Here is a 12,482-nt window from a genome sequence, read left to right as displayed (position 1 = left end):
CATTATGACTCCCGAAGAAATTAGCAATACCCTTAAAGACTTATTTGGTGACAGTGTTGAGATGCCTGCTGCCACTTCTTGGCAAGTAGAAACCCCCAATTTTCGCCTGTTAGTCCTCCTTTCAGAAGATGGGAGTTGGCTGCGGATTTTGCTGCCGATCGCCGATGCCCAGGAAGCTCAACCATTTTTTGATAAACTCCTAGAAGCTAACTTTGACACCACCCTGGAAACTCGCTACGCCTTACATCAAAACGTTTTGTGGGGAGTATTTCAGCACAGTTGTGCCACACTCGCGGCCGCCGATTTCTCAGCCGCCGTCGCCCGAGTGCTAGCTTTGCAAGAGCGAGGTTTGTCCGACTTTTTCGGCGGTTTGATAGAAAGCCGCATCCGTCAAATCATCAAAGCTGCGAAGGCGCAGGGACAGTCTGTCGAAACCACCCTTCAGACTTTAGACCGTTTCTACGCAGAGGGATTGATGGGTGAAATGGAACTAGGGCGAGAGTCTAGCGAAAAAACTCTCGCCGCTTGGCGGTATCAGCTAGAACGCCTCTGGCCGGAGGTGGAACCCTAAGAGAATTGGAGATTGCTGATTGGAGATTGCAGATTGCAAAAAACTGATGACTATCGAGGTTCGGAAGTTGCCTAAAGTTGCATTTCTTTTGAGTGGTATAGCAACCGCGGCCGACGCTTAGGATGTTCTTAATTCCACAAACCCTTGGGGAACATTGCTTCTTCCTTCTCTCGCGACGATAACTAAAGCCTTCCATCCGTTACATTCGGTTACATCCGAAGAAAGCGAATCCGTTGCCGAACTTCCTTTGGCTAGGGCCCTAGTCTTGACAATTGGAGCCTGCAAGCCCCTTGGACAATGGCTAATCCGGGCCCTCGAACCCTCACAGGATGCCAGTATATTCACTGATAACCCGCTCGCGGTTCTCCAATTCCCTTCTATCACTGGAAAAATGGTATAATTTATCACAATAATTAGTTATAAATATTAAAAATTTTCGGAAAACACCCGATCGCAGGTATATCATGGTAAAAAGTTTACAGCAGAGATCAGTAAGTTCCACAAAAGCTTCGATCGTTTAATATTGACTTAGAAACAAAATCTTTAGGAGACAATGCTACTGGGATCGGGTTTTCCCATCGGGTGCTGTTGTAATTTCACAAATTAGCAACTACCCGCTACCAATTACCAGTTACGAATTAATAGCAACTTAAGTTGTTCATGAATACAATTTTTAACAGGGGTTTCATCTATGTTTGCTGTGCGTGAGACTAGCTCGGAGTTATCAGTGTTGCATATACCTGAATTTTGTACTTGGAACATCTCCTTAGAATCAACTCTCCTAGACCTGCCACTCTCCAACTGCCAAATTGAATTAACTCAACAGGCAAAAGAAGTAGCCAAGGCTTTTGAAGAAAATTCAATGCTTCCCGGCGTCATTTTGACAGATAGTGGTAATTTTGTCGGCATGATATCCAGGCGTCTATTTTTTGAAAAAGTTAACTGCCGCTACGGAGTAGAAATGTTTTTCAAGCGACCAATAGAGGTGCTGTACAAGTTTGCCAAGCCAGAGGAACTCGTACTTCCCGCCAGTAAATTAATAGTAGAAGCCGCCCACGAATGTCTTTACAGATCAGCAGAATTAATTTACGAACCCGTAGTAGTGGAAATAGCCCCCCAGACCTACAAGCTGTTAGACGTACACCAATTAATGGTCGCTCAATCAAGAATTCACGAATTAACAAATAAGTTACTCCACAAACAAACCGAAGCCAAACTCATCCAAACCGAAAAAATGGCGAGTTTGGGGAGGATTGTAGCAGAAGTAGCCCACGAAATCAGAAACCCGCTGAACTGTATTTGGGGAAATTTAACTTTTCTGCTGTCCTATTTTGAACACTTGCTTCAGCTCATGTCGGTTTATGAAGAAGAATATTCGGCACCGTGTCCCCGAATTGATGCCCTTAAAAAAGAAATTGAATTTGATTTTTTACAAGAAGATTTGCCGATCACCTTAGAAGGGATGGAGTTGGGAGCCTCACAATTGCTAAAAATAGTTAACGGGCTCCACCACTTCTCTCACATGGACGAGACAACACCAGCCGAGACAGACATTCACGAATGCGTGGAGATGACGCTGTTAATTTTGAAAAACCGCTTTAAAAACAGCATAGAAGTGGTAAAAAATTACGGCGAACTGCCCCTAGTTAGAGGCTACTCCGGTCAGTTGAGTCAGGTGTTTTTGAACTTGTTAGTTAATGCTCTAGACGCCCTGACAGAGTACGCAGCCGATCGCGAAATACAGACCCAGTGCGGGGACAACTGGCAGCCCCAAATCGAAATTACCACTAAAGTGATAGAAACCGAACACGGCAAGCGAGCCGCAATTTGCATTGCCGATAACGGGCCAGGCATTCCCCCAGAAAATCACCAGCAGATATTTGACACCTTTTTTACCACTAAACCAGCAGGCAAAGGCAGCGGTATGGGGCTGGCTATCTGCCATCAAATCGTCACAGAAAAGCACGGCGGCCAACTCAAATTGCGATCGCAACCAGGTAAGAATACTGAATTTGAAATTCTCCTGCCTATAGTTGGCACAACATGATTAACTTAAGAATATTCTCGGTTGTTCGCTCCTGCGGTGAAGTGATAGGCTAGCTTAGTAGTAGGTTCTCAATTCACCGAAGAACGAGACGGAACCCCTGGCTTTAGACACCGGGAGGAAGTCGGCTTCGGTTTCAACCGCCTTCAATATTTCTTTATACAACTGATTGAAAGGTTGTTTTAGAATTAGATTGTAAGTAAAACAACCATCTACGTGTTGAAACACTCTAGTATCGGAGAAATCCCGGCACAGTGAGCCACCACACTCCTTGAGGAGTAGTAAGCCTGTATAACTGACAAGTAATGGCAGAGTGTGAAGCGTACCTATCTGGCATTGTGATGGATTATGAAAGCAAACACAATTTAAAAGTAAGCGCAATTGCAATACCCTTTGTAGGGGTAGTTGTTTTGAGTGTATAGAGGTGCTTTGATAACGCCTTTGAGAGTTTTCGGATTCATTCAAGAATCCCCGTGGCTTCAGCCCTGGGGAGTATCAATTTCCCAGCGTTTCGGCAACTAAAAGTTCCAGTGGCAAATAAATTCAGTTCCAAACTCCTTGGCCCTTCAGTCTCCGAAGGCAGCCATCAAGACCTTTCGCTAGAGTCTACCCTCTGGGATTTGCCCCTGTATGACTTTCAGGTTAAATCGAGCTGCTTGGCCGTGGCAGTTGCCGAAATGTTTGAACAGCATCCCCTAGTGCCGGGGGTCGTCTTGATGGAAGCAGGAGAGTTTGCTGGCATGATATCCCGCAGGCAACTGCTGGAATATTTGCTCAAACCCCAAGGCCCAGAGCTATTTTTGCACCTGCCACTAAAAGTTCTCTACAGTTACGCTCGCGTCGAAATATTATTGGTGGCAGAGAGTACAACCATTTTGGCAGCAGCCCCACAAGCTCTGCGTCGATCGCCCGAATTGCAGGCAGAACCGATCGTCGTCCAAATAGACTCCCAATCTTACCGCCTCTTAGACCCTAATGCACTAAACATCGCGTACTGGCAAATTCGTGGCATAGAAACTCAAGTCCGCTACGAAAGAGCCCAAACTCAAATGATTCAAAGCGAAAAAATGGCTAGTTTAGGGCGTTTAGTCAACGGAGTAGCCCACGAAATTTTAGATCCGGTAGGCTTTATCTGGGGGAATTTAACCTACGTCAGCGACTACAGCAAAAACTTGATGGAATTGCTCTCAGTTTACGACGCATACTGTACCAATCCCCCGCCGGAAATAGCACGGCTCAAAGAAGAGATCGACTATGACTTTTTGCAAAACGATTTCCTCCGAACTGTTGCCAGCATCAAATCAGGTGCAGAACGTTTGAGCAAGTTGGCAACCAGTTTGCAAAACTTCTGCCACATCGACGATATTTATCCCAAACCCACCGACTTGCACGCCAACATAGACAGCATACTTTTGCTGCTCAAAAGTCGTTTGACTAGGGAAATCCAAGTAGTAAAAAACTACGGCTACCTGCCACCAGTGCCATGCTATGCAGGACAGCTAAACCAAGTATTTATGAATATCTTGACTAATGCTATTCATACATTAATTAATGAAGCAGTCGGTCAAGAATTGGCAAAAGAGTTCAAAGGTGGAGGACTCCGAGATGCCGATCGCCAGCCTAAAATTGAAATCACAACTCAAGTCTGCTGTCCCGAACCTGCGCCGGATTTAGACAAACTTCATGTTCGCTGGGTTTCGATTTGCATATCAGATAACGGGCCAGGAATGTCACCTAGCAAGTACAAAAAAATCATAGAATCATTCTCTACGGAAAAACGCGCCCTCAAAGAAACCAGTTTAGCAGTTAGCTATCAAATAGTGACGGGCAAACACGGCGGTGCGTTCAGAATGCGATCGGAGTTAGGCAGAGGCACTGAATTTGAAATTTTGTTACCCTTAGCTTAAAGAAGTCAGTAGTCAGTAGTCAGTAGTCAGTAGTCAGTAGTCAGTAGTCAATAGTTATTGGTTATTAATTATTATGAAAAATACTGCTACATATAAATTAGAGGCAATCTTCTGTAGGGAAACGGCAATGCTGTTTCCATACCTGAAAAGTGCTGTAACAGTCAACAGTCAACAGTCAACAGTCAACAGTCAACAGTCAACTATTATCTAATTGACTGCCGCACATTTTACAAAATCTAGCATTAGCATCGTGTACCGACCAACCGCAACCTTTACAAACAGCTTCTCCGTGATTAGCACTTTTAACTAAGTGCTTAATCAAGTCCCCCAATTGCCAAGGAATCAGAGCAATTCCCGTCAAAATCATCAAAATAGTCAGAAAACGGCCGGATTCCGAAATCGGAGTAACATCGCCAAATCCCACCGTGGTCATGGTGACAACCGAGAAATAAACAGCATCTAAAAAAGTTCCAAAACTTTCGGGATTTGCCGGATGTTCGACTTGATAAATCAAACCCGAATAAACAAAAATTATTGCCAGCAAAGTAAACAAAATCCGAGCAAAAATCGCCCCATCTTCGCTGCTGATGCGGAAAATAGAAATTTTCAATTCCAGAAAACGGATGAGTCGGAGAATTCTAAACCAGCGAAAAATGCGGATAAAACTAACGTTGACAAATCCCAGCAAAAATGGTACTATTGCCAGCAAATCAATAATTGAAAAAAAACTAAAAATAAATTTAACTCGATTTTCGGCACACCATAGTCGCAATAAATACTCAAACACAAAAACAACTAAAAGCGCTGTATCGAGAGTTTGCAAATTAATTCTAACAGTTTCCGAAATCGGGTAAGTTTCGGCGATGAAGCTGGTCGAAGATAGGAGAATTAGTCCGGTAAGAGTTAAATTGACGGTTCTGCCAATTGGGGTTTCGATGTCTTCGAGATAAAATCCAATTTGCGATCGGGTTAACATAGATGAGATAATTAATACCATTTATGAGGTAAGGGAATTATCGCATATGAGTATCGAATTAACTAAGGGTGAAAGGTTCAATCTTTCTAAAGAGACTCCTAATTTCAGTAAAATTGCGATCGCCCTGGGGTGGCAAGTCAGTCATAAAGCACAAAACTGCGACATTGACGCATCTGTTTTTATGTTAGCGGCAGACGGTCGCATTCCCGAAGAAAAGTATTTTGTATTTTACAACAATCTGACCTCGCCGGACGGTTCGGTGCGCCATTCGGGAGACAGCAGGAATGGACAAATTGAGGGAGATGATGAGACGGTTTATCTGGATTTGAGCAAAATCAATGCGGCGATTCAGGAAATTGTGTTTGTGGTGACTATTCACGACGGACTGGAAAAAAATCAAAGTTTTAGTCAAGTTGAAAATGCTTTTATCCGGCTTTACAATTCAGAGAGTCTTGGCGAATTGGTTCGGTACAATTTAAATCAGATATTTTCCCAAGAAACGGCTTTAGAATTTGGACGGTTGTATAAGAAGAATGGCGAATGGAGGTTTCAGGCGGTTGGACAGGGATATAATGCTGGGTTGCAAAGTTTTGTAGACAAGTATTATGTTGAAAATGCGGTTGAGAAAAGCTCGAATGCTGCTGAGAAGGTTGATGATGCTGAGGTTGTGAGGCAGTTTAGCGATCGGGTCGATCGGTTATTGCGCGAAGAGGCGATCGAGGAGACACCGATTCCAGTATCTAGTGAAGCGGTAGAACAGCCGCCTGCTACTCCTGTAAATGCGGATACTGTGGAATCCGAGGAAGAGGAAAAAATAGATGATTCTGCACTACAAAATCTGGAACCCGTTATCAGTGCTGAGGAATTTTTACAACGGTATAATCAGGGAGAACGAGATTTTACGGGAGTTAATCTAGCCGGAGTAAATCTGAGCGGCAAATCCCTGACCAAAGTTAACTGGAGTGGCGCTAATCTCAGCGGTGCAGAACTCGCTGGAGTAGACTTATCAGTGGCTAACCTGAGTGAGGCAAATTTATGTCATGCAAACCTTCACACAGCCAATCTCACCTCAGCCAACTTAGAGAAAGCAAAATTCATAAATGCAAATTTAAGTGAAGTAAATCTGCAATGCTCAAATCTAAGTGAAGCTAATTTGAGTGGGGTAAATCTCAGTAGTGTTCATTCCGTATCGGGGGCCAACTTCACCAGGGCCAACCTCAGTAAAGCAAACTTAACAGGGTTAAATTTGAGGGAATCAAAATTAATGAAGGCTGATTTGAGTAATGCCAACCTAAGTGATACTAACCTATTAATGGCAAACCTTGAAGGGGCAAACCTTGAAGGAGCAAAACTTCAACAAGCACTTTACAACGCACAGACTTTCTTTCCCAGAGGCTTTGACCCTGTTTTAACAGGTGCTTACTTAATTGCTCCTAATGTTTCACTGAAAGAAGCAAACCTAGCTCGTCGTAATTTGAGCAGAGTTAATTTGAGTGAAGCTAACTTGAGTGGTGCAAATCTAACTAGGGCAAATTTGCAGGGTGCACAACTCCTGCAAGCTAATTTGAATAAAACCAACTTAAGCCAAGCAGATATGAGGAGTGCCAACTTAACGGCGGCAAACCTGATAGGGGCAAACCTGATGCAGGCAAATTTAGGATCGGCGAACCTAACTGCGGCAGACTTGAGTGGAGCGAATCTGAAAAATACAGAAACAGGTGGGGCAAACTTTAGTGGTGCTAATCTGACAAAAGTTAATCTGGTTGGTGGAACTCTTCAATGTAATGTCAGCGGAGCAATATTAACTGAAGGAAATCTCTGTGGGGCTAACCTTCGTTATGGTAATTTTACTGGAGCCGACTTAACTTCGGCCGACTTGCGCGGGGCGAATTTGGAGAATACAAACCTAGAAAAAGCCAACCTAAAGGGAGCAAACCTAAGTGGGGTGGTAAATCTGGGAACGGCAAAACTCGCAGGCGCAATTATGCCAGATGGCACAATTCACGAATAAATTCAATCGCATTAAACAGCAACGTGGGCAATGTATTGGTGTGAATTTAACCGAAAGTCCACCAGGGAATGAATTCCCTGGCTAATAGCTTAAGTCCTCTTCAGAGGACTAATGAGTTCTTCAGTCCTCTTCAGAGGACTTTTGCTATGAGGCAGGGGTTTAAACCCCTGCCGGACTGAGGGAAATAGCGTTAAATTGACACCAATGGTGTGCATCGCCCTCCATACAAATAAAGTATAATTAGTATTAAATATCAAATACATAGATTGTCGATGAATGAATCTAACACGGAAATTATAGAATCTACCCTCAGATGGATGACCCAGTTTGTCGAGTTACCGCATCCAGTTTTCAGCGATTTACCGATTTGTCCCTTCGCTAAAAAGGCACGCTTGGCTAATCAAATTTTATTCAAAATCGAGCGGTTTTCAGCGCTGACTGAGTTCGATCGCGATTCTGCCATAATGAAATCAATTTATGAATTTTACAATTCGGAATTTGAAATCATGGTAGTAATTAATCCCGAAAAAACAGCAATTACTGCGCCAGAAACTAAAGAATTGATAGACAAATTGAATAATCAGATTTCAGAATTGGGCTTGCTGGCTTTTCACATCCATCCCGAAGAAGATTTTAATATTGACGGGCTTCATACTAGGAGGATGCCGTATCCGGGCTTCACCGTTCAAGTAAATTCTAAGCTGAAGCCAGCTTCCGATTCTTTAGAGAAAACTGAATATTACAAAAATTGGACTGCCGAACAACTAAAAAATTTCGGGATTCCGAGAAATTGACGATCGCCCGCCCTCCCCGCGCATCTCTGTGCCATTACAATAAACTCAGCAAAAAATCTTTACACATAAGAACTCATGCAGCTTAAGTCAACAACCCGCCATATTCGCATATACACCGCTATCCTCGAAGATAACGAACTCGTACCCAGCAATGACCTTTTGACCCTCGACATTGACCCCGATAACGAACTTAACTGGAACGACGAGTCCATCAAACAGGTATATGCCAAATTCGACCAACTCGTAGACGCCTACGAGGGCGAAGACTTGACCGAGTACAACCTCCGCCGTATCGGTTCGGAGTTGGAGCACTTGGTACGATCGTTCCTCCAAAAAGGCCAAATCAGCTACAACCTCAACAGCCGCGCTGTTAACTACAGCATGGGATTGCCTCAAGTTGATTCCAAAGTTCACCTGTAAGGGCGATCGGGCGATCGGCATTTATGTCAACTTAAGATTGAAACCCATAATAAATGTCGCTTGTAGCTGAGTTTTGATCGCTCCTACTGCTCTTAATCAGGGGAGTACGGGGGAAAAGAGGGTTCTGTTTCGTCTCTGGCTTTGGGGATGGAGGGAGATTTAGACTTGGATACAGAGGAAAGGTGGAGATGGGGAGAATTGGGAAAATCTGCTTTTATTCTTCTTCCTGCTTCTTTCTGACTCCTGACTCCTGACTTCCGGCTTCTTCCTTCTTCCCACTGCCCTCAAACTTCTCCCCCGCCTCCCCAGCATCAACCGGAGAATTGGGAACTCGATCGCGTTCCAAAAACTGTTTAACTGCAAGTTGGCGGTTGGTCATAAACTGACCCCAAGCGCCGGGAAACAGCCCATCCAAGGTTTCCACCAGCGCCCAAACCTCAAGATTCATCACTTTGTAATAAAAACTGTGAGAATGTTGAATGCTAGTGAGTATTTCGTCTATTTCAACTGCCGGCAGTAGCTTCGGATCGGACAAATTCTTGGGAAAGGCGCTGGGCTCATGTGGGGGCATGGTTAAATACTCAACAGCTTGCAGAGGCCGGTCAGTCGATTTGAGATTTGAGATTTGAGATTGACTCCACAGATGAATCTGGGGGCTTGAACTAATATCTAATTTTTTTGGCTTTCCACGACTCCTGTCGGGGGCTGGCATCCGCCAGTCGATTTGAGATTTGAGATTTGAGATTTGAGATTGACTCCACAGATGAATCTGGGGGCTTGTATCCGTCTTTGGGTAGGGTTAAATTTAACTTCTCTTGCAAAACAAGGGCGCGAGGCACAGATGACCCTTCGCGAGAAAACCGAGAAGTGATATTTATTTATACCTGTCGGCTCAGGTGATTTCTACGTACCAGCATCCTACCATTATAGTTAGTCTAAAATCTCAATTTACTTGACGATCGCGATTTCTTCGGAAATTGCCGCTATCAGGAATATGCTGAAAACAGCGTGATTTCCAGCCGATGACTGGGGTGTGGCGCGATCGTCTAACCCTGAAAGCTCATAGCAAGATTCATCCGGCCGTCAACAAAATGGTAAACTGTTCGTGTCAGTACAAGACATTAAAACCTACCCCTAGACTGGGGGAAAGTCAGATATCACTACGCACACAACAGTGGAAACGTGGTGAGCCCGGGAACCTGAAAAATCAGGATATTAGGACTGCGAAGTCTTAAGAATCTGCGTCTGTTGAGAAAGCGGGGGTGTCAAATAATCGCCACGTATCAACCCGTCGAGGTTCAATCGCTAAAATAGTTCAGATCAGCACGCTTGCCCAAAGGCGTCAGGAACCCTTATGCAAAACTCTGTGGCAAAACACTACTTATGGGCTTTAGGTGAAGGGATCAAAGGGTGTAAGCCAGGCGATCTGATCGCTGGTCGCTACTTGGTCAAGCGCGATCGACTTCTTGTCGATACTCAACCCGAACACTTGCCGGAACTGCCCGAAGAGATTCCGAGTGTTGTCACTCCTTATCTGAGACTGTTTGCCTATCAGTTGCACGTACCTCAAGTATACGGCCTGGTATCGTCCAAGATGAGCAAGCTATCGGGAGATATCTGGCTACTGGAAAACGCGCCTATTTTGAAGGTGACGGAATCTTTAATGCCGGAATTGGCGGACTCCTGGAAAGGAGCAGCAGCAATGCGCCAGCTCAATTGGCTGTGGCAAATTGCCCAGTTGTGGCAGCCTTGTATCGCTCAGGGCGTGGCTTCGACGCTGCTGACTCCCGAACTGCTACGGGTGGAAGGGCAATTGGTGCGGTTTCTGGAATTGCAGCCCGATCGCAAACCGCCTCATTTGTCACAGTTGGGGAAATTGTGGCAGCAGTGGCTCGAAGATGCTCACCCAACTATTGCCAATTTTTTGAGGCAACTTTGCCAGCAAATGGTTGCCGGTCAAGTGCGCCACGGCGAACAACTGATGGGCCAGTTGGATAAAGCTTTGGCAAAGTGCGGCCGATTTTACGATCGTCACGTTGAAATTGCCACGGGCACGGATGTAGGCAGATCCCGGGCTCACAACGAAGATGCTTGCTATCCGCCCAGCGGTACGCTGTTCGCAGGAAACCCGGGTGCGGAAGCTTGCGCGATCGTCTGCGACGGTATCGGTGGACAAGACGGCGGCGAAGTCGCTTCGGAAGAAGCAATTGGTGTGCTGCGCGACAAGTTGCAGCAAATGCCTCTGCATCAGGCTAATTGGGACCCGTTGAGCCTGACTTCCAAGCTGGAACGGGCCGCTTGTGCTGCTAACGACAAGATAGCCAGTCGCAACGACAGCGAGCACCGCCAAGGCCGCCAGCGGATGGGAACTACGCTAGTTATGGCTTTAGCCCACATTCACGAGCTTTATGTCGCCCACGTCGGAGACAGTCGGGCTTACTGGATTACTCGTACCGGCTGCTATCAAGTTACTCTCGATGATAATGTGGCTTGCCGCGAGGTGCGTTTGGGCTACTCTCTCTACCGGGATGCTTTGGAACAAGTGGCCGCCGGAGCTCTGATTCAAGCTTTGGGCATTACTTCGTCCAACACTCTGCACCCGACTATACAGCGTTTTCCCGTGGATGAAGACTGCGTTTTGCTGCTGTGTTCCGACGGTTTGAGTGATAAAGACCGGGTTGAGGAATGTTGGGAAGCGGAGATTTTGCCAATTCTCGACGGTACTATTAATTTGGTTAAGGCGCGCGATCGACTGATTGAGATTGCTAATACTAGAAACGGTCACGATAACGTCACTGTTGCTTTAATTCACTGTCAAGCACATTTGAGGGAAGACGGCAATACGTTTACAGAACTGTCTGTCGCACCTTTAGATACGCCGATCGAACTAATTTCCGACAGCGAGGATTTGCCAACGGATTTGAATGGGCCGACAAGCCCTGGCGGTGCGAATTCTGAAGGAAAAACGCAGTTGTTACAGCCGGAAAAAAGCAAAAGCCCATTTTCGCTGCTGCTGAAAATTTTATTTTTATTAGGCTTGGGGGGTGTATTTGCTTATTTTTTCATCCCTCCGGTGGGTCGCGCGATCGATACTGCCGGGGAGTCGATTTTCGGGAAACGCGGTTTAATTAATGCTGGAAGGACGCCGGAGAAAACAGTTGAATCTGTAGCTTCTCCGGTGCAATCTTTAGAAACAGGCTCGTTTATAGAGATTAAAAATTCTGCGGCTGGGGAAGTGGAAAAAGAGGGCGATCGCTTGGATTTGCGAGGCGCAATCGGTGAGTTGACTGTCAAAGGAACAGTCCCAGCCGGCAGTGTTTTGCAGGTGACAAACAAACAGCTTACGCCTCAAGGCAATTGGCTGGAATTGAAAGTTTGTTCGATTCCTGAAATAGTGCGATCGAACTCTCCCAAACCCGAGTCAAATAAAGATTTTTCTACAGTTTCAAAACCGACACTGAATCCATCTCCCGCTGTGGCAAATCCGTCGCCTTCCCCGCCAGTTAAGCCAACAGTTGAAGTAGAAAGCGCCAAGCTGCAACCGGGGGAAATCGGATGGATTCAAGAACAAGATGCCATTTCTAAAGTAGTCTCTAACCTATCCTTAAACCCAACTCAAAAGGGGAAATGTGTTGATTCTGACTCAAATCCAAATGCTAATTAAACTGTTAATGCTTGAGTATATAGTTATTTCAAATAAAAATGAGACACTAAGTTGCACAATAAGCGCGAATAATCTCATCAAGAGATGTGGCAGAA

Annotated in this window: 10 protein-coding genes; 8 read left to right on the top strand and 2 right to left on the bottom strand. The window is 45.3% G+C overall.

Features of this window, described 5'->3' with window-relative positions:
* The first annotated feature begins 4 nt into the window (after positions 1-4).
* The 4 genes from QUA07_RS26410 (at position 5) to QUA07_RS26395 (ending at position 4,733) form a co-directional block, all read left to right on the top strand.
* Entirely contained in the window at positions 5-571 is a 567-nt protein-coding gene (locus tag QUA07_RS26410) for a hypothetical protein (protein ID WP_333331227.1), read from the top strand.
* A gap of 691 nt (positions 572-1,262) precedes the next feature.
* A complete protein-coding gene (locus QUA07_RS26405) occupies positions 1,263-2,618 on the top strand; it encodes an ATP-binding protein (protein WP_333331224.1) in 1,356 nt (451 codons plus the stop codon).
* Between the two features lie 527 nt (positions 2,619-3,145).
* Entirely contained in the window at positions 3,146-4,522 is a 1,377-nt protein-coding gene (locus QUA07_RS26400; protein WP_333331268.1) for an ATP-binding protein, read from the top strand.
* 73 nt (positions 4,523-4,595) lie between these two features.
* Positions 4,596-4,733 (top strand): hypothetical protein, encoded by a 138-nt coding sequence (locus QUA07_RS26395; protein WP_333331221.1) that lies wholly within the window; start codon positions 4,596-4,598, stop codon positions 4,731-4,733.
* Here QUA07_RS26395 and QUA07_RS26390 read toward each other — a convergent pair.
* Complete coding sequence (locus QUA07_RS26390; protein WP_333331219.1) at positions 4,719-5,519, bottom strand: ion transporter; 801 nt, start codon at positions 5,517-5,519, stop codon at positions 4,719-4,721. The genes QUA07_RS26395 and QUA07_RS26390 overlap by 15 nt on opposite strands.
* Before the next feature lie 25 nt (positions 5,520-5,544).
* Between QUA07_RS26390 and QUA07_RS26385 the strand changes: the two genes are divergently transcribed.
* From QUA07_RS26385 to QUA07_RS26375, 3 genes are all read left to right on the top strand, one after another.
* Positions 5,545-7,509: a pentapeptide repeat-containing protein gene (locus QUA07_RS26385; protein ID WP_333331216.1), complete on the top strand. Its 1,965-nt coding sequence runs from the start codon at positions 5,545-5,547 to the stop codon at positions 7,507-7,509.
* 272 nt (positions 7,510-7,781) lie between these two features.
* The gene (locus QUA07_RS26380) at positions 7,782-8,303 is read left to right on the top strand and encodes a hypothetical protein (RefSeq protein ID WP_333331214.1); all 522 of its coding nucleotides are present in this window, start codon (positions 7,782-7,784) and stop codon (positions 8,301-8,303) included.
* A 75-nt stretch (positions 8,304-8,378) separates the two neighbouring features.
* Positions 8,379-8,723: an NAD(P)H-quinone oxidoreductase subunit M gene (locus QUA07_RS26375; RefSeq protein ID WP_333155843.1), complete on the top strand. Its 345-nt coding sequence runs from the start codon at positions 8,379-8,381 to the stop codon at positions 8,721-8,723.
* A gap of 214 nt (positions 8,724-8,937) precedes the next feature.
* Here the strand turns inward: QUA07_RS26375 and QUA07_RS26370 are convergent, their stop codons facing one another.
* Positions 8,938-9,294 (bottom strand): hypothetical protein, encoded by a 357-nt coding sequence (locus QUA07_RS26370; protein ID WP_333331211.1) that lies wholly within the window; start codon positions 9,292-9,294, stop codon positions 8,938-8,940.
* Positions 9,295-10,077: 783 nt separating this feature from the next.
* Between QUA07_RS26370 and QUA07_RS26365 the strand changes: the two genes are divergently transcribed.
* Positions 10,078-12,387: a protein phosphatase 2C domain-containing protein gene (locus QUA07_RS26365; protein WP_333331208.1), complete on the top strand. Its 2,310-nt coding sequence runs from the start codon at positions 10,078-10,080 to the stop codon at positions 12,385-12,387.
* Positions 12,388-12,482: the final 95 nt, after the last annotated feature.

The organism is Microcoleus sp. T3_A4 (genome assembly GCF_036700465.1).
Classification (GTDB): domain Bacteria; phylum Cyanobacteriota; class Cyanobacteriia; order Cyanobacteriales; family Microcoleaceae; genus Microcoleus.
The sequence above is the reverse complement of the archived record's forward strand: the minus strand, read 5'-3'. Positions and strand labels throughout refer to the sequence as shown.

What these genes read in the sequence shown, in the direction of transcription:
- QUA07_RS26365 (WP_333331208.1), top strand. Translation starts at nt 10,078, where the DNA reads ATGCAAAACTCTGTGGCAAAACACTACTTATGGGCTTTAGGTGAAGGG.
- QUA07_RS26375 (WP_333155843.1), top strand. Translation starts at nt 8,379, where the DNA reads ATGCAGCTTAAGTCAACAACCCGCCATATTCGCATATACACCGCTATC.
- QUA07_RS26410 (WP_333331227.1), top strand. Translation starts at nt 5, where the DNA reads ATGACTCCCGAAGAAATTAGCAATACCCTTAAAGACTTATTTGGTGAC.
- QUA07_RS26405 (WP_333331224.1), top strand. Translation starts at nt 1,263, where the DNA reads ATGTTTGCTGTGCGTGAGACTAGCTCGGAGTTATCAGTGTTGCATATA.
- QUA07_RS26370 (WP_333331211.1), bottom strand. Translation starts at nt 9,294, where the DNA reads ATGCCCCCACATGAGCCCAGCGCCTTTCCCAAGAATTTGTCCGATCCG.
- QUA07_RS26390 (WP_333331219.1), bottom strand. Translation starts at nt 5,519, where the DNA reads ATGGTATTAATTATCTCATCTATGTTAACCCGATCGCAAATTGGATTT.
- QUA07_RS26395 (WP_333331221.1), top strand. Translation starts at nt 4,596, where the DNA reads ATGAAAAATACTGCTACATATAAATTAGAGGCAATCTTCTGTAGGGAA.
- QUA07_RS26385 (WP_333331216.1), top strand. Translation starts at nt 5,545, where the DNA reads ATGAGTATCGAATTAACTAAGGGTGAAAGGTTCAATCTTTCTAAAGAG.
- QUA07_RS26380 (WP_333331214.1), top strand. Translation starts at nt 7,782, where the DNA reads ATGAATGAATCTAACACGGAAATTATAGAATCTACCCTCAGATGGATG.